The 19,555-nt window shown below is 63.8% G+C and carries 15 protein-coding genes; 8 read left to right on the top strand and 7 right to left on the bottom strand.

The window, feature by feature from the left end; all coding sequences use genetic code 11:
- The first annotated feature begins 72 nt into the window (after positions 1-72).
- The 8 genes from AC1Q67_RS10435 to AC1Q67_RS10400 all read left to right on the top strand — a co-directional run bounded on the left by AC1Q67_RS10435 (position 73) and on the right by AC1Q67_RS10400 (position 6,824).
- Positions 73-381, top strand: coding sequence for an integration host factor subunit beta (locus AC1Q67_RS10435; RefSeq protein WP_024575629.1), 309 nt, complete (start codon positions 73-75; stop codon positions 379-381).
- Positions 382-498: 117 nt separating this feature from the next.
- Positions 499-909, top strand: coding sequence for a LapA family protein (locus AC1Q67_RS10430; protein WP_492234184.1), 411 nt, complete (start codon positions 499-501; stop codon positions 907-909).
- A gap of 68 nt (positions 910-977) precedes the next feature.
- Positions 978-1,658, top strand: coding sequence for a phosphoribosylanthranilate isomerase (locus AC1Q67_RS10425; RefSeq protein WP_492234185.1), 681 nt, complete (start codon positions 978-980; stop codon positions 1,656-1,658).
- On the top strand, positions 1,655-2,872 hold the full coding sequence (gene trpB / locus AC1Q67_RS10420) for a tryptophan synthase subunit beta (RefSeq protein ID WP_492234186.1): 1,218 nt from the start codon (positions 1,655-1,657) through the stop codon (positions 2,870-2,872). Before AC1Q67_RS10425 ends, trpB begins: the two co-directional genes overlap by 4 nt.
- Positions 2,869-3,705, top strand: coding sequence for a tryptophan synthase subunit alpha (gene trpA / locus AC1Q67_RS10415; RefSeq protein WP_492234187.1), 837 nt, complete (start codon positions 2,869-2,871; stop codon positions 3,703-3,705). The genes trpB and trpA overlap by 4 nt, the downstream gene beginning before the upstream one ends.
- Positions 3,706-3,796: 91 nt before the next feature.
- Positions 3,797-4,714 (top strand): acetyl-CoA carboxylase, carboxyltransferase subunit beta, encoded by a 918-nt coding sequence (gene accD / locus AC1Q67_RS10410; RefSeq protein ID WP_492234188.1) that lies wholly within the window; start codon positions 3,797-3,799, stop codon positions 4,712-4,714.
- A gap of 98 nt (positions 4,715-4,812) precedes the next feature.
- On the top strand, positions 4,813-6,057 hold the full coding sequence (locus tag AC1Q67_RS10405; RefSeq protein WP_492235669.1) for a bifunctional folylpolyglutamate synthase/dihydrofolate synthase: 1,245 nt from the start codon (positions 4,813-4,815) through the stop codon (positions 6,055-6,057).
- 14 nt (positions 6,058-6,071) lie between these two features.
- The gene (locus tag AC1Q67_RS10400) at positions 6,072-6,824 is read left to right on the top strand and encodes a metallophosphoesterase family protein (RefSeq protein ID WP_492235670.1); all 753 of its coding nucleotides are present in this window, start codon (positions 6,072-6,074) and stop codon (positions 6,822-6,824) included.
- A gap of 51 nt (positions 6,825-6,875) precedes the next feature.
- On the opposite strand, the gene trxA is transcribed toward AC1Q67_RS10400, so the two are convergent.
- From trxA to AC1Q67_RS10365, 7 genes are all read right to left on the bottom strand, one after another.
- Complete coding sequence (gene trxA / locus AC1Q67_RS10395; RefSeq protein WP_002714060.1) at positions 6,876-7,196, bottom strand: thioredoxin; 321 nt, start codon at positions 7,194-7,196, stop codon at positions 6,876-6,878.
- A gap of 209 nt (positions 7,197-7,405) precedes the next feature.
- Positions 7,406-10,921: a double-strand break repair helicase AddA gene (gene addA / locus AC1Q67_RS10390; RefSeq protein ID WP_492234189.1), complete on the bottom strand. Its 3,516-nt coding sequence runs from the start codon at positions 10,919-10,921 to the stop codon at positions 7,406-7,408.
- Positions 10,918-14,055: a double-strand break repair protein AddB gene (gene addB / locus AC1Q67_RS10385; protein ID WP_492234190.1), complete on the bottom strand. Its 3,138-nt coding sequence runs from the start codon at positions 14,053-14,055 to the stop codon at positions 10,918-10,920. The genes addA and addB overlap by 4 nt, the downstream gene beginning before the upstream one ends.
- Positions 14,056-14,124: 69 nt before the next feature.
- Positions 14,125-14,847 (bottom strand): nucleotidyltransferase family protein, encoded by a 723-nt coding sequence (locus tag AC1Q67_RS10380; RefSeq protein WP_492234191.1) that lies wholly within the window; start codon positions 14,845-14,847, stop codon positions 14,125-14,127.
- Between the two features lie 170 nt (positions 14,848-15,017).
- Positions 15,018-15,341, bottom strand: a complete 324-nt coding sequence (locus tag AC1Q67_RS10375) for a hypothetical protein (RefSeq protein ID WP_006023506.1) — start codon at positions 15,339-15,341, stop codon at positions 15,018-15,020.
- Positions 15,342-15,479: 138 nt separating this feature from the next.
- Positions 15,480-17,003 (bottom strand): tRNA (adenosine(37)-N6)-threonylcarbamoyltransferase complex ATPase subunit type 1 TsaE, encoded by a 1,524-nt coding sequence (tsaE, locus tag AC1Q67_RS10370; RefSeq protein WP_492234192.1) that lies wholly within the window; start codon positions 17,001-17,003, stop codon positions 15,480-15,482.
- On the bottom strand, positions 17,000-19,528 hold the full coding sequence (locus tag AC1Q67_RS10365) for a PAS domain-containing sensor histidine kinase (protein WP_492234193.1): 2,529 nt from the start codon (positions 19,526-19,528) through the stop codon (positions 17,000-17,002). The genes tsaE and AC1Q67_RS10365 overlap by 4 nt, the downstream gene beginning before the upstream one ends.
- Positions 19,529-19,555: the final 27 nt, after the last annotated feature.

Here is a 19,555-nt window from a genome sequence, read left to right as displayed (position 1 = left end):
TGAATTAGCGACTTGACAGTTCAAGGCTTTTTCACGGAAATGTCTCACCGCACGTCACGGGCACAGCATTCAATGATCAAATCAGAACTCGTTCAGCGCATCGCCGAGCATAACCCGCATCTCTATCAGCGGGATGTCGAGAACATCGTGAACGCAATTCTCGACGAAATCGTTGCAGCGCTCGCACGCGGTGACCGCGTCGAACTGCGCGGTTTTGGGGCTTTTTCGGTCAAGCATCGCCCCGCGCGCGCGGGGCGCAATCCGCGCACCGGGGAGCATGTTCCTGTCGAGCAGAAGAGTGTGCCGTTCTTCAAGACCGGCAAGGAAATGCGCGAGCGGCTGAACCGCGAAGGCGGAGCGGATACGACCGCCGCGACCTGATCCGGCTCCCTGTAACTCTTCCAGGGAGTGGCCGCTGATATCTGCGGACCGGCTTTTGAAGCAGACAGCGCCCGAAGCCGTCGTCCTCAAAATGGAAACCTGTCGCGAGGACACACCATGCTCCGCAAGATTTTCAACGCTCTGGTGATCCTGCCGCTTGCGATCCTGTTCGTCGTGTTTGCGGTCGCGAACCGTCACATGGTCACGCTGTCGTTTGATCCGTTCAACTCCAGTGATCCGGCGCTGGGCGTCTCGCTGCCGCTGTTCGTCGTCATTATCGCTGTCGCCATGTTCGGGGTGATTGCCGGGGGCATCGCGACATGGTTCGGCCAGCACCGCTGGCGCCGGGCGGCCCGGCAGCATGAAGCGGATGCGCGCCATGCCCGCGCCGAACTGGCTGATTTGCGCGAACGGCTGCAGGTTGCGTCGCGCAGCGGCGAAAACCAGGTTCCGGCGCTCGGCTCCGCCCCGGGCCTGACCCCCTCTTATCTGGCCATCGGGCGAGACAAGCACGGCGCGGCGTTGTAGAACCCGCCCGGCTGTTCCGAAGCCTGTTGTCCGGCCGCCGATCTGCGGCCCAACCACGCCATGAGACCATGTCATTCGCGGTAAAGATTTGCGGCCTGTCCACGCGCGAGACCCTTGAGGTCGCGCTGGATGCTGGCGCGGATATGGTGGGCTTCGTGTTCTTCGAAGCATCGCCCCGCCACATCAGCCTGGGCACTGCACGCGAGCTTGGCCGGCTGGTCAGGGGCCGCGCCGTCAAGGCCGCGCTGACCGTAGATGCGGACGACGCGTCGCTCGAGAACTGCATCGAGGCCTTGCAGCCTGGATTGCTGCAGCTTCATGGCTCCGAGAGCATCGCGCGGGTGCGGGACATCAAGCAGAAGTTCGGATTGCCGGTGATGAAGGTGCTGCCGGTGGCGACGGCAGCCGACCTCGCGGAGCTCCCGGGCTATGCGGCGGTGGCCGACCGCATCCTGTTCGATGCCCGTGCGCCGAAGGATGCCACCCGTCCCGGCGGCCTTGGCGTACCGTTCGACTGGCATCTGCTTGAAAAAATCAAGCTGGCAATTCCGTTCATGGTCGGCGGCGGGCTCAATGCCGGCAATGTTGCCGAGGCTGTTCGTGTCACCCACGCGAATGGCGTCGATGTATCGTCCGGCGTCGAAAGCGCGCCGGGCATCAAGGACCCCGATATGATCCGTGCCTTCATCCGCGCGGCGCGTGAGGCGGAGCGTGCGATGACATCTTCCAGGATTGCGAGCAGCGTATGAGCGTTCAACTTCCCAATTCCTTCCGTTCCGGCCCCGACGAGCGCGGACACTTCGGCATTTTCGGCGGACGTTATGTTGCCGAAACGCTGATGCCGCTGATCCTCGATCTGGAAAAGGCCTATGCGGAGGCCAAGGCCGACCCGTCGTTTCAGAAGGAAATGGACGGCTACCTGAAGGACTATGTCGGACGGCCGTCGCCGCTGTATTTCGCACAGCGCCTGACCGAGCATCTCGGCGGCGCGAAGATCTACTTCAAGCGCGAAGAGCTGAATCACACCGGTTCGCACAAGGTTAACAACGTGCTCGGCCAGATCATGGTCGCGCGGCGCATGGGGAAGAAGCGCATCATTGCCGAGACCGGCGCGGGCCAGCACGGCGTCGCCACCGCGACGCTCTGCGCGCGCTTCGGACTTGAATGCATCGTCTATATGGGCGCGGTCGACGTCGAGCGGCAGCAGCCGAACGTGATCCGCATGGAAATGCTAGGCGCCAAGGTGGTGCCGGTGCAGTCCGGTTCGCGCACGCTGAAAGACGCGATGAACGATGCCTTGAGAGATTGGGTGACCAATGTCGCGGACACGTTCTATTGCATCGGCACGGTAGCGGGTCCGCATCCGTATCCAATGATGGTGCGTGACTTCCAGTCGATCATCGGCACCGAGACGCGGGCGCAGATGATGGAGGCCGAAGGCCGCCTGCCGGATTCGCTGGTCGCCTGCATCGGCGGCGGCTCCAATGCGATGGGGCTGTTTCATCCGTTCCTCGACGATCCTGGCATCGAGATTTTCGGCGTCGAGGCCGCGGGTCATGGCCTGACACAGCTTCATGCAGCATCGATCGCGGGCGGGCGTCCCGGTGTGCTGCACGGCAATCGCACCTACTTGCTGATGGACGACGACGGCCAGATTCAGGACGCGCATTCGATTTCGGCAGGTCTCGATTACCCCGGTATCGGCCCGGAGCATTCCTGGCTTCATGAGACCGGCCGCGTGACGTACCTGTCGGCGACCGACGATGAAGCGCTGGAGGCATTTCAGTTGCTGTCGCGGCTCGAGGGCATCATCCCGGCGCTGGAGCCGGCGCATGCCATCGCGAAAGTGATGGACCTCGCTCCGAAGCGGCCGAAGGATCATCTTATGGTGGTCAATATGTCGGGCCGCGGCGACAAGGACGTGCCGCAGGTCGGCGATATTCTGAAGGGCAAGAAGAAGTGACCACGCGCATCGACACACGTTTCGCCGAACTGAAGAAGGAAGGCCGCGCGGCGTTCGTCACCTTCGTGATGTGCGGCGACCCGGATCTGGCGACCTCGCTCGAGATCATCAAGGCACTGCCGAAGGCGGGCGCCGACATTATCGAGATCGGCATGCCATTCACCGATCCGATGGCCGATGGTCCCGCGATTCAGGCGGCAGGTTTGCGCGCGCTGAAGGCCGGTACCACGCTGAAGAAGACGCTGCAGGTGGTGCGCGATTTCCGTGCGGGCGATAACGCCACGCCGATCGTGCTGATGGGATACTACAACCCGATCTACATCTACGGCGTGGACAAGTTTCTGGCCGATGCGAAATCCGCGGGCGTCGACGGTCTCATCATCGTCGATCTCCCGCCTGAGGAAGACACCGAGCTTTGCATTCCCGCGATGCAGGCCGGGCTCAACTTCATCCGGCTTGCGACGCCGACCACGGACGACAAGCGTCTGCCCGCCGTGCTCGCGAACACCTCGGGCTTCGTTTATTACGTCTCGATCACCGGCATCACCGGCTCCGCCAGCGCGGACACTGCGCAGGTCTCGGCGGCCGTGGCGCGGATCAAGCGTCATACCCAGTTGCCGGTCTGTGTCGGCTTCGGTATCCGCACGCCGGACGCCGCGCGCGGCATCGCGGAGGCGGCGAATGGTGCCGTGGTAGGCTCGGCATTGATCGACGCCCTGCGTGCGACGCTGGATTCGGAGGGCCGCGCCACGGCAAAGACAGTTCCGGCGGTCGCCGATCTTGCAGCGGCGCTGGCGCAGGGCGTGCGCGGCGCAAAACAGGCGGCGGAATAGCGCGCTTGCTAAGAGCTATATTTGGGCAAAGCCGGGTTGCCCGGCTTCGCCCGGACGTCCATATATCCATTTCACCGAGGCGGAGCCCGTCATGAACTGGTTGACCAACGTTGTCCGGCCGAAGATTCGCAGCATCCTTAAGCGCGAAACGCCGGAGAATCTCTGGATCAAGTGCCCGGATTCCGGGCAGCTCGTGTTCTACAAGGATGTCGAACAGAACCAGTTCGTGATTCCGGGTTCGAATTATCACATGCGGATGGGCGCGACGGCGCGGCTGAAGTCGATCTTCGACAACGAAACCTGGTACGATGTCGCGCTTCCGGAAGTGACTGCCGATCCGCTGAAATTCCGCGACGAGCGGAAATATGTCGACCGCATCAAGGATGCGCGCGCCAAGACCGGCATGAACGACGCGGTGAAGGTCGGCTACGGCAAGCTGGAAGGCAATGCCGTCGTGGTTGCCGTGCAGGATTTCGATTTCATGGGCGGGTCGCTCGGCATGGCGGCGGGCGAAGCCGTCGTAAAGGGCCTCGAACTCGCGGTCGAGAAGAAGTCGCCCTTCATCATCTTTGCTGCTTCCGGCGGCGCACGCATGCAGGAAGGCATTCTCTCGCTGATGCAGATGCCGCGCACCACGGTCGCGATCCAGATGCTGCGTGAGATCGGTCAGCCCTACATCGTGGTTCTGACCAATCCGACCACCGGCGGCGTCACCGCCTCGTATGCAATGTTGGGCGACGTGCAGATCGCCGAGCCGGGCGCACTGATCGGCTTTGCCGGCGCGCGCGTGATCGAGCAGACCATCCGTGAAAAACTCCCCGAGGGCTTCCAGCGGGCCGAATATCTGAAAGAGCACGGCATGGTGGACATGGTGGTCCATCGCCATGATCTGCGCGCGACTCTGGGGCGGCTCTGCCGGCTGCTGACCAAGGCGCCTGCCGCCGAAGGCTTTGAATCGCGGACCGCGCCGCTCCCCGTCGATCTGCCTGCGGCTGCGTCGCCCGCGTGACGTCGCCTGCGGCCAGGGAACCATCGCGCTCCTACGACGACATTCTCGCGCGTCTGGCGTCGCTGCATCCCAAGCGCATCGATCTGACGCTGGACAGGATGTGGCGCATTCTTGAGCGCCTTGATCATCCCGAACGCCGCATTCCGCCTGTCATTCATGTCGCCGGCACCAACGGAAAGGGTTCGACGGTCGCGTTCCTGCGCGCCATTCTCGAAGCTGCGGGCCTGCGGGTTCACGCCTACACTTCGCCGCACCTTGTGCGGTTCAACGAACGCTTCCGCCTCGGCAGGGTCGGCGGCGGCACCCTTGTAACGGACGATCAGTTGCGCGCCGCGCTCGATCACTGCGAGCGTGTCAACGGCGGCGAGCCGATCACGATTTTCGAGATCGAGACCGCAGCGGCGTTTCATCTGTTCGCTGAGCATCCGGCTGATGTTGTGCTGCTCGAGGTCGGCCTCGGCGGGCGGCTCGATGCGACCAACGTGATCGATGCACCGCTCGCCAGTGTCATCACGCCGATCGGCATGGATCATGTCGAGTTTCTCGGTAACACACTGATCAAGATCGCCACCGAAAAGGCGGGCATCATCAAGAAGAACGTTCCGGTGATCTGCGCGGAACAGATTGCCGAAGCAACCGCCGCGATCGAGCAGACGGCGAAGCGCGCCCGTGCGCCGCTGCACGCTGCGACGCAGGACTGGCACGTCAATGTGGAGCGCGGCCGGCTGGTGTATTCCGACGAGCGCGGTCTGCTCGATCTGTCCGCCCCGCGCCTGTTCGGGCGGCATCAATTCGACAATGCCGGGCTCGCGATTGCGGCGCTGCGCGCCATCGAGTCCCTCAAGATTGAGCCGTCGGCATTTGAGCAAGGTATCGCGCGCGCCGAATGGCCGGCGCGGATGCAGCGTCTGACATCGGGCAAGCTGGTCGACGCCGGACCGAAGGACGCCGAGGTGTGGCTGGACGGCGGTCACAATCCCGACGGCGGGCGCGTGGCGGCTGCCGCACTCGGCGATCTTGAAGAGCGGGTGTCGCGTCCGCTCGTGGTGATCGCAGGCATGATGGGCAACAAGGACGCCGGCGGTTTTCTTGCTAATTTTGCCGGGCAGACCCGCCACATCATCGCGGTGAAGATTCCCGATCAGGATAATGCCATGCCGCCGGATGTGCTGGCCGACAGCGCACGGCAACTCGGCATGCGGGTTGAAACCGCTGCGAGCGTCAAGACGGCGCTGCGTGCCATTGCTAAGCTTGCCTATGATGTCCCGCCGCGCATCCTCATTACCGGCTCGCTCTATCTGGCCGGGCATGTGCTGGCGGAAAACGGAACGCTGCCGCAGTAGACGGAATTCTCATGATGCGCTTTGCCGCCATCGCGGATGTTCATGGCAACTATCTCGCGCTGGAAGCGGTGATCGCCGATATTCGCGCGCAGCGGATCGACAAGATTGTCAATCTCGGCGACATGGCGAGCGGCCCGCTCGACGGGCGGCGGACGATGGACATGCTGATGGCGCTCGATGCCGTCCATGTTCTCGGCAACCACGATCGCTATTTGATGGATCGCGCGCCGGAAGAGATGGGATCGTGGGATCGGCCTGTTCACGCGCAACTGGATGCGGGTCATCTCGCATGGCTGCGGAATATTCCGTCAACGCAGGTGGTCGAGGATGCGGTTTACCTTTGCCACGCGACGCCGTCGAACGATGAAACCTACTGGCTCGAAACTGTCCGGCCCGACGGGACGGTCTGCATGTCGGCCATCGCGGATATTGAGCGAGCTGCCGCAGGCATCCCGCAGTCGCTGATCCTGTGCGGGCATACGCATGTCGCGCGGGCAGTGCGCCTTGGCGATGGACGTATGATCGTCAATCCCGGCAGCGTGGGATCGCCCGGTTATCGCGACATCGTGCCGTTTCGCCATATGATGGAGGCAGGGTCGCCCGATGCGCGCTATGCGATCCTCGAACAGCGCAGAGGCCAATGGCATGTGACATTCCGCCATGTGCCGTATGACCATGAGGCGATGGCGGTATTGGCGCGGCAGAACGGTCATCCCGACCTGGCGAACGCGCTGGCGACCGGCTGGATCAGACAGGATGACGCATAAGAAAACGGCCTGCTTGCACAGGCCGTTTGTCAAACCTCAAAGAGAACCCGATCAGACCGCAGCTGTGATCCACTGCTGCAGCTTGGCCTTCGGCGCGGCGCCGACCTGACGCGAAGCCATCTCGCCGCCCTTAAAGATCATCAGGGTAGGGATCGACATCACGCCGTACTTCGAGGCCGTCTTCGGGCTCTCGTCGACATTGAGCTTCACGATCTTGACCTTGTCGCCCATGGCGCCGGCGATCTCATCGAGCGCGGGCGCGATCATGCGGCAGGGGCCGCACCATTCCGCCCAGAAATCGACCACGACCGGGCCGTTGGCGTTCAGCACTTCCTTGTCGAAATCGGCGTCAGAAACCTTACCCACACTCATGTTGTTCTGCCTCGTTGGATGAAAGGCGCGGGGCTTTCCTCAAGAGAATCGCGCGCCGGAAACGTGACATGAACCTATGAATGCACCCTCGTGCGGTCAAGGCTGGTCACCGGGACGTGTTCCATCGGCGGGGCGCGGGCGACTCCGGGAATGGGCCCCGATTCAAGGGGTTAGCCAAGACCCCGACCAACGTCGGACAGCGGTGCCTGTCAGGAAACAAGCGATTGCAGCTCTGCGTCCAGCGCGGAGGCCGGGATTTCCATGATCGCGGCCGTCTCTGTCCACAGCAATGCACAGCGCACCGGACGGCCGGGGTAGAGCCGCTGCAAAACGTCGCGATAAAGCGCGAGCTGCCGGACATAGGCCTGGGGTGCCTCGGCGGCGGCCTGCGGCGGAGCGTGGTTGGTCTTGTAGTCGACGATCAGCACTTCATCCGGCGTCACCACCAGACGGTCGATCTGCCCTGACACCAGCGCGGGCGGCCGTCCGCGCCTCGCCACGCGGCCCGCGATCGAGACTTCGGCGCGGCTGCCCTCGGCAAACAGCGGCGCGAATGCGGGCGTTGCGATCAGCGCCGTGACCTGCCGCGCCAGCGCGGTGCGCTCGTCGTCCGTGAACCATTGCTGCGCATTGCGCTGGAGAAAATCGCGCGCAGCTCCCTCGCGGCGCTCGGCGGCGATATCAGGCAGCGATTGCAGCAGCCGGTGGATGAGTGTTCCGCGCCTCAGCGCCCGCTCGCGCGCAAGACGCGACTCGTCGGTCACCGTGGCACGGCCTTCGGTATCGTTCTCTGCCGAATCGGACGGACGGAGCAGGATATCCGCAGGCGTTTCCCTCGGTGCGTCGGCCTTCAGCCAGCCAGGGAAGTGTTCCAGCGCCAACGCACCCTGAATCGGCGCGGCTGTGTCCGCCGGGAATTGCGCGTCCTCCGGTCGCGAATAGCGCTTCACCGGCCCGAAGCCGGTCTCGATGGTTTCGCATTTCAGGCTCAAATCCGGATGCGTCAGGCCCTTTTGAATAAGGTCGTACCAGGACAACGGGCGCACCGCATTGCGGCCTCCGGGCAGCACGCCGCCGACAATCAGGCGATCCGCCGCGCGGGTCATCGCGACATAGAGCAGCCGCCGGTATTCGTCTTCGGTGTCTTTCTTCATGGCTGTGCGCGCGGCGGCCACCACGGGAAGATCGTTCGCCTTCTTGCCGGCCCAGAGCACGACCGCCGGCGCGTTCGGCGCGGCGTTGCCTTGCGGCAGGCGAATGAGATTCATGCGCTGGGTGTCTGCCGGTGAAGTGGTGGTGTCGACGAGGAACACCACGGGGGCTTCGAGTCCCTTCGCGCCATGGACGGTCATCACGCGAATCTCGTCGCGGGCAATTTCCATGTCGCGTTTGACTTCAGTATCTGCGGCACGCAGCCACGCCATAAAGCCCTGCAATGAGGCGGGTGCCTTGCGCTCATAGGTCAGCGCCAGTTCAAGAAACTCGTCGAGTGCGTCGTCGGCCTCCGGTCCCATCCGTGCGAGGATGCGCGCACGGCCGCGATCGCCGCCGAGCAGCCACGCATAGAACGTAAACGGCGTTTCACGGGCGAAACGCCGCTCGCAATCCTCCAGCCGCCTCATTGCCGCCGACAGCCTGTCGCTGGTCTTGGCGTGCTCGGTCAACGCGTCGCGCAACGTGCCCTTGCGATGGGGCGCGAGGATCTGAAGGTCGTTGTCATCGAGGCCGAACAACGGACTCTTGAGTGCGGTCGCCAAAGCCAGGTCGTCGCGCGGAAGCAGCAGCGCATCGGCCAGGTTCATCAGATCGATGACCGCGATATGCTCGGTGAGCTTCAACCTGTCGGCGCCGGCGACGGGAAGGCCGGCATGCTTGAGCGCCTGAATGATAGCGTCGAAGGCCCTGCCGCGCCGCCGCACCAGCACCAGCATGTCGCCATAGCGCAGCGGCCGGCGTTTGCCATGCGGACCGGTCATGGTGCGGTTCGCGATCAGCGATTTGATCTCGGCCTGGATGCGCCGCGCCAGCCGCACTTCCGGGCTTGTTTCGGAAATATGATCGAGTGCGGCTCCCCAGCCCTCGACATCTTCCCGATCGTCGGGCGTTTCAATATCCCACAGGTCGACCAGCGCCGGTGCGGCATCGCTGAGCGCATCATGGATGGGGTGCGCGTTCTCCAGTGCATGAATGCTCTCGTAGATCGCCGGATCGCGGAACACGAAGTCGACGGACTGAAGAATCGTCCAGCCGGACCGGAACGAATGTTTGAACGAGACCGGCTCGAAGGCGAGCCCGGCGCCCCTGAACCGCCTTTCGATGTCACGCCTGCGGCTGTCGAATTCACGCGGCGCTGCGCCCTGAAACGAGAAGATCGACTGCTTCTCGTCGCCGACCGCGAAGATCGTGCGCTTGATGCCGTCGCGTGCGCCTGCGCCCGAGGTGAATTCCGAGGTGAGCCGCTCGATGATGTCCCATTGCCGCGGGCTGGTGTCCTGCGCCTCGTCGATCAGGACATGATCGATGCCGCGGTCGAGTTTGAAATGAACCCAGCCGGACGAGACGCTGGTGAGCATCTCGTAAGTCTTGTCGATCAGGTCGTTGTAGTCGAGCAGGCCTCGCTCGCGCTTTTCGCGACGGTAATTCGCGGCCACGGCGCTGGCGATGACAAGAAGCGCATAGGCGCGGTCGCGCTGCATGACCGCGCGGCGCTTTTCATCCAGAGCGACGATTCTCGTCTGTTCTGCATCGAGCCGTGCTGCGAAGACAGACTGCAGCTTGGCGAGCGGTTTCGTCATTAACGTCTTGCGCGGGCCGATCACGCCTTTGTTCTCGGTCAGGAAAACATCAAGATAGGCTTCGACCTGCGCGCGGTCGGTCAGGCCGTCGGCAATCCGGAAGCGCTCGGCCTGGGAGATATCGGCGGCGCTGCCGCCATCGAATGCCGCTGCTATCGCCGGCCAGTCGCGGCGGGGCAGATTTGGCCCGTCGACGATCTCGCGCTCGATATCCTCGATGCGCTCGCTGGCGCCGACCCCGAGCGCAGCCGTGATCTGCGCCATCGCCGCCTCAGGGCTGCCTGCGCTGTCGGACCATTCCATGAAGTGGTCGCGGCTCAGACAGGCCTCGCGCACCACATCCTTGAACGTGACGTCGGCGGCGGCGGACATCGCGATATTGAGAGCGCGGCCTGTCTCGCTGTCCGGGGCGCGGGCGGCTTCAAGCAGCACCGCAAGATTGGCGCGCTCCATCATGTCGTTCTGGTCGCGGTCGTCGAGCACCGAAAAACGTGCCGGCACATTGGCCTCGAACGGAAACTGCTGAAGCAGTCGGGTGCAGAGCGCGTGAATCGTCTGCACCTTCAGGCCGCCCGGAGTTTCCAGCGCACTGGCGAACAGCTTGCGTGCCCGCAGGCGTGTGTTGGCGCTGATCGGCGCGCCCACATTGCGGATTGCTTCATCGAGTTGCCGGTCGGGCAGCGAAACCCAGCGGCCGAGCGTCTCGAACACACGCTGCGCCATGTTGGCGGCCGCAGCCTTGGTGAAGGTGATGCAGAGAATCTTTTCGGGCGGTACGCCGTTGAGCAACAGGCGGATGACGCGGTTGACCAGCACATGGGTCTTGCCCGACCCGGCATTGGCCGCCACGAAGGCGGACGCTTCCGGATTGGAGGCGCGCGCCTGTGCGTCGCGCACGGCATCGGGAATGTTGGGGCGCGGTGAACTCATTCCTCGTCCTCCCCGTTGCCGCCGGCGGACCACTCCTTGATGCGTGCGAGATCGTCGTAGTTGCCGTAACGGTTTTCCCACATCGGCAGCACCACAGAGCGATAGGGCGTGTCCTTGTCCTCGAACATGCGGATCAGGCCTTCGAGCTTTTGCAGGGCTTCGTCTGCGGCTTCATCGGGTTGCTGCGGTGTGTCGCCCTTGTTGACCTTAAGCTCCAGAACGGTCGCCTTGCCGGGCGGATTGTTGCCGCTCAGCCTGACATAGACCAGTTCGCTGACGGAGGAGCCCGCAGCAATGGTTTCGAATCCACCTTTGCGCAGGATCGCGCCTTCCAGCGTCAACTGCGGCGAGAGGCCGAGGCGCACCTGCTTGGCGCTTGGCGGCTGGCCGGTCTTGTAGTCGAGAATGGCGTAGGTGCGATCGGAGCGATGCTCGATACGATCGGCGCGGGCTGAGAGAACGAAGGCGCGGCCGTTGCCGAGCTGAATGGAAATCTCGCCGCGTGTTTCGGCATCGACCCGCAACACATCGAGCCGCCGCCGCGCCTCCCAGCCGGCGAACCAGTCGGCGATGCGCAGGAATCGCGGCCACCACAGCGCACGCGCTTCCGGGCGCTCCATCAGGGGCGCGAAGTGCTTGTCGCCGATCTTCCGCAAGGCGTCGGCAATATCGTCCGGGAGTTCGGCTGCGAACCGCGTGGTGAATTCGCCCAGCGCTTCGTGGATCGCGGAGCCGCGATCCGCCGCCGTCAGCGGCATGTCCACGGGGTCGAGCGGGGTCAGCCTGAGAATGCGTTTTGCATAGATCGTATAAGGATCGCGCAGCCAATCCTCGATCTCGGTGACCGACATCCTGAGCGGGCGCAGCGCGACATCCGGCTTTGGCTCCGGTCGCGGCGCTGGCATGACATGTTGGGGCCGGTCCAGCTCATTGGCGTAGCGGACATAGGTCGCGCCCTTGTCCGTAGCGTTCTTCCACGAATCCGCTCCGGCCACAGCTTCGAGCCGGTGCAGGAAGCGCGACGCCACCGCCGGCGCGCCGCCGACCTTCGCGGCACGCGACAGGATCACCTCACGCGTGCCAAGGAGTTGCGCGAAATCGTGCGCCGACAGTCCGATGCGCCGCTCCGGCAGATCGAGCCCAAGTTGATGCCGCATCGGGCGACTCAGCCACGGATCGATGCGCGGCGCCGGCGGCCAGACGCCCTCGACAAGTCCGCCGAGAATGACACGGTCACATTCGGTGAGGCGGGCTTCGAGCGGGCCATAGATGCGAAGACGCGATGCCGCCAGTTGCGGCCGCCGCACGATGCGGTCGCCGAATGCCGTCTGAAAGACGTCCGGATACTCGCTGAGGTCGAGAACGAGCCCGCTCGGCAACGGCTTGTCACTGTCCGCGGGTGCGCTCGCCTGAAACAGATCATCGAACGCCTTCGACAGCCCATTGCCGTCGGGGCCATCGAACGCAACGAGCATGCCGGTGTCGTCGGCCGAGAGGCGCTTGATGACGTCGTAGTGGCATGCAGCGAAGTCGGTGAGATCATGCGGCCTGCCGCGCCGGATGGCTTCAAGTGGCGACAGTGCGGCTGACAGTTGTCCGATCAGGGTGTCGACCGCATCGAGATCGGCATCGGTCAGTTTCCGCCGCGGGTCGGAATGATGCAGATTGGTGATGCTGTTGCGAAACGCGGCAAGATCCTGCTTCAGCCCGGCGCTCCCCGGCGCAGGCCGTGTACCGCGCAGCAGGGCCAGTTCAAGGTCGCCGATTGTCTTTGCAAAAGCGCCTTGCGCCTGGCCGAGGCGGAACAGCGGATGTTTCAGCAGCGCCAGCAATGCGGGAGGTGCCAGTTCCTCTGCAACTGTTTGTGCTGCAAGCCGCGCGAAAATGCCGGCCGGCGTGTCCATCAGGGAATCGCCGCCGGAGTCGTCGTATTCGAGTTTCCAGCGATCGAGCGACGCCATCACGCGGCGCGCCAGCGCGCGGTCCGGCGTCACCAACGCGGCGGTAAAATTTTGTTCGCGCGCCTCGCGCATCGCCACTGCGATCGCCAGCGCCTCCATCTCGGGATTGGCGGCCTCGATCAGCGTCACGCCTTCCATGCTGGAGGCAATCCGCTGCGCGACAGCCTTGTCGCCAAGCCTTGCGTGCCATTGCTCGCTCGATGTGGCAGGACGCACCGCTTCGGATGCAAGCACCTCGCGGCCATGGGGAGCAGGTGCTGCGAGCGGCTCGACGTCGCGCCGCTTGATGCCGAACCGCGCAAGCAAGCCGTGCAGCGCCACTTGGGGATGGCTCCAGGCCGCGGGTGTCGCAATGAGATCGCCGTCTGCAACAGCGCCGCCGATCGAGTCCCACGCAGCGTCATCGAGATCGGTGTCGAGGCCGGGCAATACCACCGCACCTTGCGGGAGCTGTGCAATGGCGTGCAGGAATTTAGCCGTTGCCGGCATCGAGCCTGTCGAGCCCGCGGCGATCACCGGCCCCTTTTGCTTTGCCCTGAGGCGTTTCGCTTCCGCTGCGATCAGCATGTCGCGGCGTGCGGCAGGCTCGATCCGGTCAATGGCCTTCAGATAATCCGGCCAGGTTTCCTTCGCGATCTTGAGAAACTTCAGCGTGTGCTGCCAGTAGATATCGAGGTCGTCGGGCACGATGCCGTCAAGGGCGTCCCAGCCGACGCCGCGCGTCACCATGTCGTCCATCAACCGCGCCAGATCGCCCGCCAGCGCCAGTGTCGAAGCGGGGCTCCCGACAACAAGCGACGATGGTTGAAGCTTGGCCCAGGCTGCCACCAGTTTCGCCAGGGTCAGCCTGCGTTCGAGATCGTCCAGTTTCGGCGGAAGCACGAATGCATCCGGGCCGCTAAGCTGCCAATCGTCAGAAAACTCCAGTTCGTCCTCGTCGACGCTGCCGAGCGCGACGATGCGTGGCAGCACCACGGCGTCGGTTTGCAGCACGTCGAGAAATACCTCGCGCGCCATGCGGCCCGCGCGGCGGGTCGGCAGATACAGCGTGACATCGGCCAGCCGTTCGGGAGCCGTGCGCGCGTCAAATCCTTCGACGAGCCGGCCGTCGACTAGCGCTGCGATGACCGTGTGGAGAAACGGCGCAGACGGGGGAACGTTGAAAATGCGCATGAACTATCCGATTCGCGATCGGCGGTATCATGGCATGCGGAGGGTAGAGGAGGGGAGTCTTGACCCGGCTTAAGCGACGCTGGCGAGCAGTGCTTCTTCGGCGGCCTGCACGGCGTCGGGCGTTCCGACATGCATCCACAGGCCATCGAGCCGCAATCCGAACAAGCGTTCCTGGTCGTTGGCGGCGTCAAATATCTTCGTCAGCGAGAATTCGCCGGCCGGCGCATTCTTGAAGACCGCAGGTGACATGATCGCGGCGCCGGCATAGACGAACGGCACGACCTGATGCTCCTTACGCTTGCGCAGCGCGCCATCGGTCAGCATGGCGTAGTCGCCGCAGCCGGAATAGCCAATGCTGTGCGAGGTCGGCGCCATCAGCAGCAGGATGTCCATCCGCGCGGGATCGAACGCCTCCGCGAGGCGCGCCAGGTTTGACTGCACGCCATCGATCCACATCGTGTCCGAGTTCAGATGGTAGAACGGCGCGTCGCCCAGCAGGGGCAGCGCCTTCACAACGCCGCCGCCGGTGCCGAGCACCACGTCGCGCTCGTCGGAGATGATGACGCGCGGAACCGTGCGGCCTTTGACATGCTGGATAATCTGATCGGGGAGATAGTGGACGTTGACCACGGCGGTGGTCACGTTCACCTCCGCGAGCCGGTCGAGCACATGATCGAGCAGTGGCTTTCCGGCGACCGAAACGAGAGGCTTTGGCATTTTTTCCGTCAGCGGCCGCATCCGAACGCCGAGACCGGCGGCAAGAACCATGGCAGAGACGGGTTTGGTGGGCATCGGCGCGTTATCTCAATTGGTCCGCAGCAGCCCAAGGCCGGCCGCGAAGTCTGGCGGATGCCGAGCATAGCATCCGAATCGGCGCCGCGCGCCGGCGGCTCAGGCTGTAGTCGCACTTTGTGACATCGGTGCGACTCACGGGGGGCGGCGGTTCCGGCCGCCCGGCGCAATCAGACTTCCACAATCTGCGAGCCGGCGGAGCGGCGTGCAGGCTTTTTCTTGGCATCCGGCTTCAGGAAGCCCGCGCCAATCTGTTCACCATTGACCCATGCCAGTTCGCAGCGGCGGTAGGCCAAGCCGGTCGAGGACAGCAGCAAAAAGAATTCCTTGAGGTTCAGGCCTTCGACCGAGCCTTCGACGGTCAGCTTCGCACCGGTCTCGGAAATATCCTCGACCAGACAGTTGCGCCGCCATGTTCCGTCAATGCCCATCAGGTGAGCTGCAAAACCGCGCTCGAAAACCACGCGGTCGCCCACGCGTCGTTCCGTTGCCATCAATTGTTACTCCGCTCGCTGCTTTCGATGTCGTGCGGTGCATCGCCGGGGCTGAGCGCCGCACAGTCGTCGGAACCCAAATTACGAGAGGGCTGGCTAACAACCGGTAAAGGCAATGGTCTCAAGTGGCGGCTTTGCCTAGGCCGCCGGCGGCGGGACATGGGCCATGCACCATTCCCGATAGGTCTCAAGCGAGGGATGGGCGAGGGCCCGGTTGAGATACGTCCAGATTCTCGGCTGATGTCGCAGATACTGCGGCTTGCCGTCGCGGCGGTTTAGCCGCGCGAAGGTTCCCAGCAGCCGTGTGTTCCGCTGCGCCGACATGATGGCATATTGCTGCACAAAGGCGGCTGGATCGAAGGTGTCGTCCGCAGCCCGCCGTGCACCGGCGTAGCGGGTCAGCATCGCGATTTCGATTTTCTCGGGGATGTCGATCCGGGCGTCCTGCAACAGCGAGACCAGATCATAGGCCGCCGGACCGATCACGGTGTCCTGAAAATCGAGGATGCCGACGCGGCCGATGTCCTTGCGGTGTTCGAGCCAGATCAGATTGGGCGAATGGAAATCGCGCAGCATCCAGGTTCTCGGGGTGCCGGCGAGCTTCGCCAGCAGGTCACGCCAGATCAGCAGGAAATCGGCCTGCACGTTGCTCGACAGCGTCACGCCCTTGTCGGGCAGATACCATTCCAGCATCAGGCCGACTTCGATCATCATCGCCTCGTCATCGAACGGCGGGATGACGTAGTCGAGGTGCGGTGCCAGAGGAAGCACCTCGGGTAATTGAGTCCGATGGAACGCCGCCAGCATATCGACCGCGGCCTGGTAGCGTTCGGCGATCGGCTTCGGCGGATCGCCTTCGATGAAGGTGACGCGGCCAAAGTCTTCGGTGATGAGAAAGCCTTCATCCAGATCGGCATGATGGATCGCAGGCGCCGAGTAGCCCCGCTCGCGCAGCCCGTTGGCGATGGCGACGAACGGCTTGACGTCTTCGGCCAGATGGACGGCCTCGCTGTAAGACTTGCCGTCATACAGCGACGGCCCGTCAGGGCGGCGCGGCGAATTCATCAGGATGGTGGATTGCTCGCCCTTGATCAGCCGCGCGTAGGAGCGCGTTGAAGCGTCGCCCGGCATGCGCTGCCGCCTCGCGTCAAGGCTGCCCGAGAGTTCGAGAAAATGCCGAAGCGCGGCCAGGCGCTCGACCTTCGCAGCCAGCCTGCCGAATCCTGTGATCTCGGCCGCGCGTGCGCTGGTGCCGAGCGACGGCCGATGGCTGAATGCAATGTCGATCCGGTCAGGCGGCAGCATGTCCGGCGCCCGCTCCGGCCATTCGATCAAGGCCACGGTGCCGTCGGGCAGCGGCGACAATCCGATCTCTTCGAGCTCATCAGGATCGTTGACGCGATAGAGATCGGCATGCAGCAGTGGAAACGATGGAAGGTCGTAAGTCTGTGCCAGCGTAAAGGTCGGACTCGGAACCTCAAGTTCGTCGTCCTGCGCGAGATAGCGGATCAGTGCGCGGGCGGCAGCGGTTTTTCCGGCGCCAAGGTCTCCGGACAACGTGATGACATCGCCTGCGCTCATCAGCAGCGCGAGGTCCGCCATCAAATGGCCGGTTGCGGCCTCATTCGCCAGCGCGACATGGAATGTCGAGAGATCGCTCATTCAGCGGCATTGCGATAGGTCTGATCGACGGGAAACTCGCAGATCACCGTCGTGCCCTTGCCGACAACCGAGTCGACATGGACCTTGCCGCCGTGCAGTTCGACGAACGAGCGGACCAGCGACAGGCCGAGCCCGGCGCCGCGATGGCGCGAGCCATTGGCATGGCTTTCGAACCAGTCGAACACCTTGTCCCTGACCTCTTCGGGAATGCCGGGGCCAGAGTCGGAGACAGAGAAAACCACGCTTGAATCGTTGCGGCGGGCACGCAGCATCACGGTGCTGTTCTGGGGCGAGAAGCCGACGGCGTTGGCAAGGAGATTGTAAAGCACCTGGACGATGCGGCGTTCGTCGGCAACGAAGTCACCGATCGCAGGATCAATCTCGACATCGAGGCGGATCTGTTCGCGCGCAAGCCTGTCCTGGATGCCGGCGGTCGCGTCCGAGACGGTCTTTTGCACGTCTACCGGCCCGAGATTGAGCGTCATTGCGCCAGCATCGATGGTGGCGAGATCGAGAATGTTGTTGATGATCGCGAGCAGCGCATTGGTCGATGTCGTGATGTAGCTGAGATATTCGCTCTGCTTCAGCGTCATCGGCCCGGTCGACGGATCGCTGAGGAAATGCGCGAAGCCGATGATGGTGGTGAGCGGCGACCGCAATTCATAAGATACGTGGTGGACGAAATCGACCTTCATCTGGTCGGCGGCTTCCAGCGCTTCATTGCGCTCGCGCAGGGCGCGCTCGACATTCACGGTGTCGGTGACATCCTGGAACGTCAGCATGGTCGCGCCGTCGGGCAGCGGCATCGTGGTGCAGTCGATCACGCTGCCGTCCTTGCGCTCGAGCTTGAGCGGAACGGAAATCCGGTCGTCGATGCCGGTAATGGCGGCGCGAAGGATTTGCCATGTCGCGTTGTCGTCGAACAGCGGCCGGCAGAGCTTTTCGATGGTTTCGATATGCGGCTGCTGCGCCAAAGCTTCGGGAGACAGCTTCCACATGCGCGCGAACGGCGGATTGAACAGTTGCGCGCGGCCGTTGCTGCCGAACACCGCGACGGCCTCCGACAGGTTGTCCAGCGTTTCACGCTGGACCCGGATCAGGCCGTCGTTCTGCCGCGCCAGCTTCAGGCTTTCGGTGACGTCGTCGAACAGATAGGTGACGCCGCCTTCCGGATTGGGCGTGGTGACAACGCTGAGGGCGCGTCCGTCCGGCAGATACCAAGTGTCTTTCGCAGGTTCGATGGCGCGGTAGGCTTCGAACAGCTTGTTCTTCCAGGCACGGAAGTCCGGCTGTTCGGGAATCTTGCGCGCGACGCGCAGCCGGTCGATGACGCTCGAATCGTCGGGATTGTCGTCGAGGAATGCGCGGTCGAAGTCCCAGAGCCGGCGGTATGAGTCGTTGTAGAAGGTCAGCCGCCGGGACGCGTCGAACACCGCGACGCCGGACGAGAGCTGATCGAGCATGCGGCGATGGGCTTCCGCCATCCGCTCAAGCGATGCGCGCAGATTGGCGGCTTCCGTTGCGTCGACAGCGATCCCGGCACTGCCGCCTGCAACGGTCAGCGCATGAATATCGAGGATACGGCGCTGACCGCCGGTCACGACCGGAACGCGCGCCTCGAACATGTTCTTCTCCGCGAGCGCACGCGCCATGGTGGCGCGGTCGTCATGGTCGAGGAGTTCGAGGCTGCGTTCGATGGCGTCAGAGACCGAAGCTGCATCGGTTGCCTGCGCATAGGCCACGTTGGCGAAGCTGAGCGTGCCATTGCTCCGGCGCGCCCATACCGGCAGCGGAACAGCCGCAGCGAAGGCCCGAAGCGCCCCGGTTTCTTCCAGCAATTGATTGTGCCGGATGTTGACCTCGGCGAGTTCCATCCTCACGCCGGACAGTTCGCGAATCCGGACGATGGCCTGCCCGCCGATGGCGCGTCCCATCGCTTCGATGGTGCGGCCGGTTGCGGTGGTGAGATTGAGCTGGAAGCCTTCACCTGCCTCACGCAACTTGTCGACGGCATGATCCATCGTCAGCGCCTGCTCGGGCAGCAGCCAGCTTCCGAATGCAAGGATTCGCTGCGGACTGAAATGGTCCGCACCGTGCGGCATCAGCAGCGCGACATCGCCGCTGATGTCCGGACGATCTTCGCCCGCAGCCCACGAGATCAGAACCTGCGGCTCGGCGAACAGCAGCGCGCGAAAGCGATCCGCCTCAAGCTGGAGCGCCTGGTTGTCCGACAGAAGACGGGATTCGATCCGCGCAGCGCGAAGGCGGGTGCGCATCAGCAGGATTGCCGAGACCACCGAAAATCCCAGCACCGCCGCTGCGACACTGAGCGCCGCAATTTCCTGCCGGTCGAGGGCCGGGAAGAGGGACAGTGCGCTGTCAATGAATCCGTCGCGCGCGAATGCAGGCGCAGCCCCGAATAGGGCCGTCGCGCCAAGACACGCGCCAAGGCCAATCGCCCCTCCGCGCACAATCGAAGTGCACGACAGCAAGGTCCGCCGCATCCCCTCGATCACGCCTGACATGATCTATCCCAACCGCCGCACACGAAT

The sequence above is a fragment of the Afipia sp. GW823-FHT06G09 genome, from assembly GCF_058794875.1.
The sequence above is the reverse complement of the archived record's forward strand: the minus strand, read 5'-3'. Positions and strand labels throughout refer to the sequence as shown.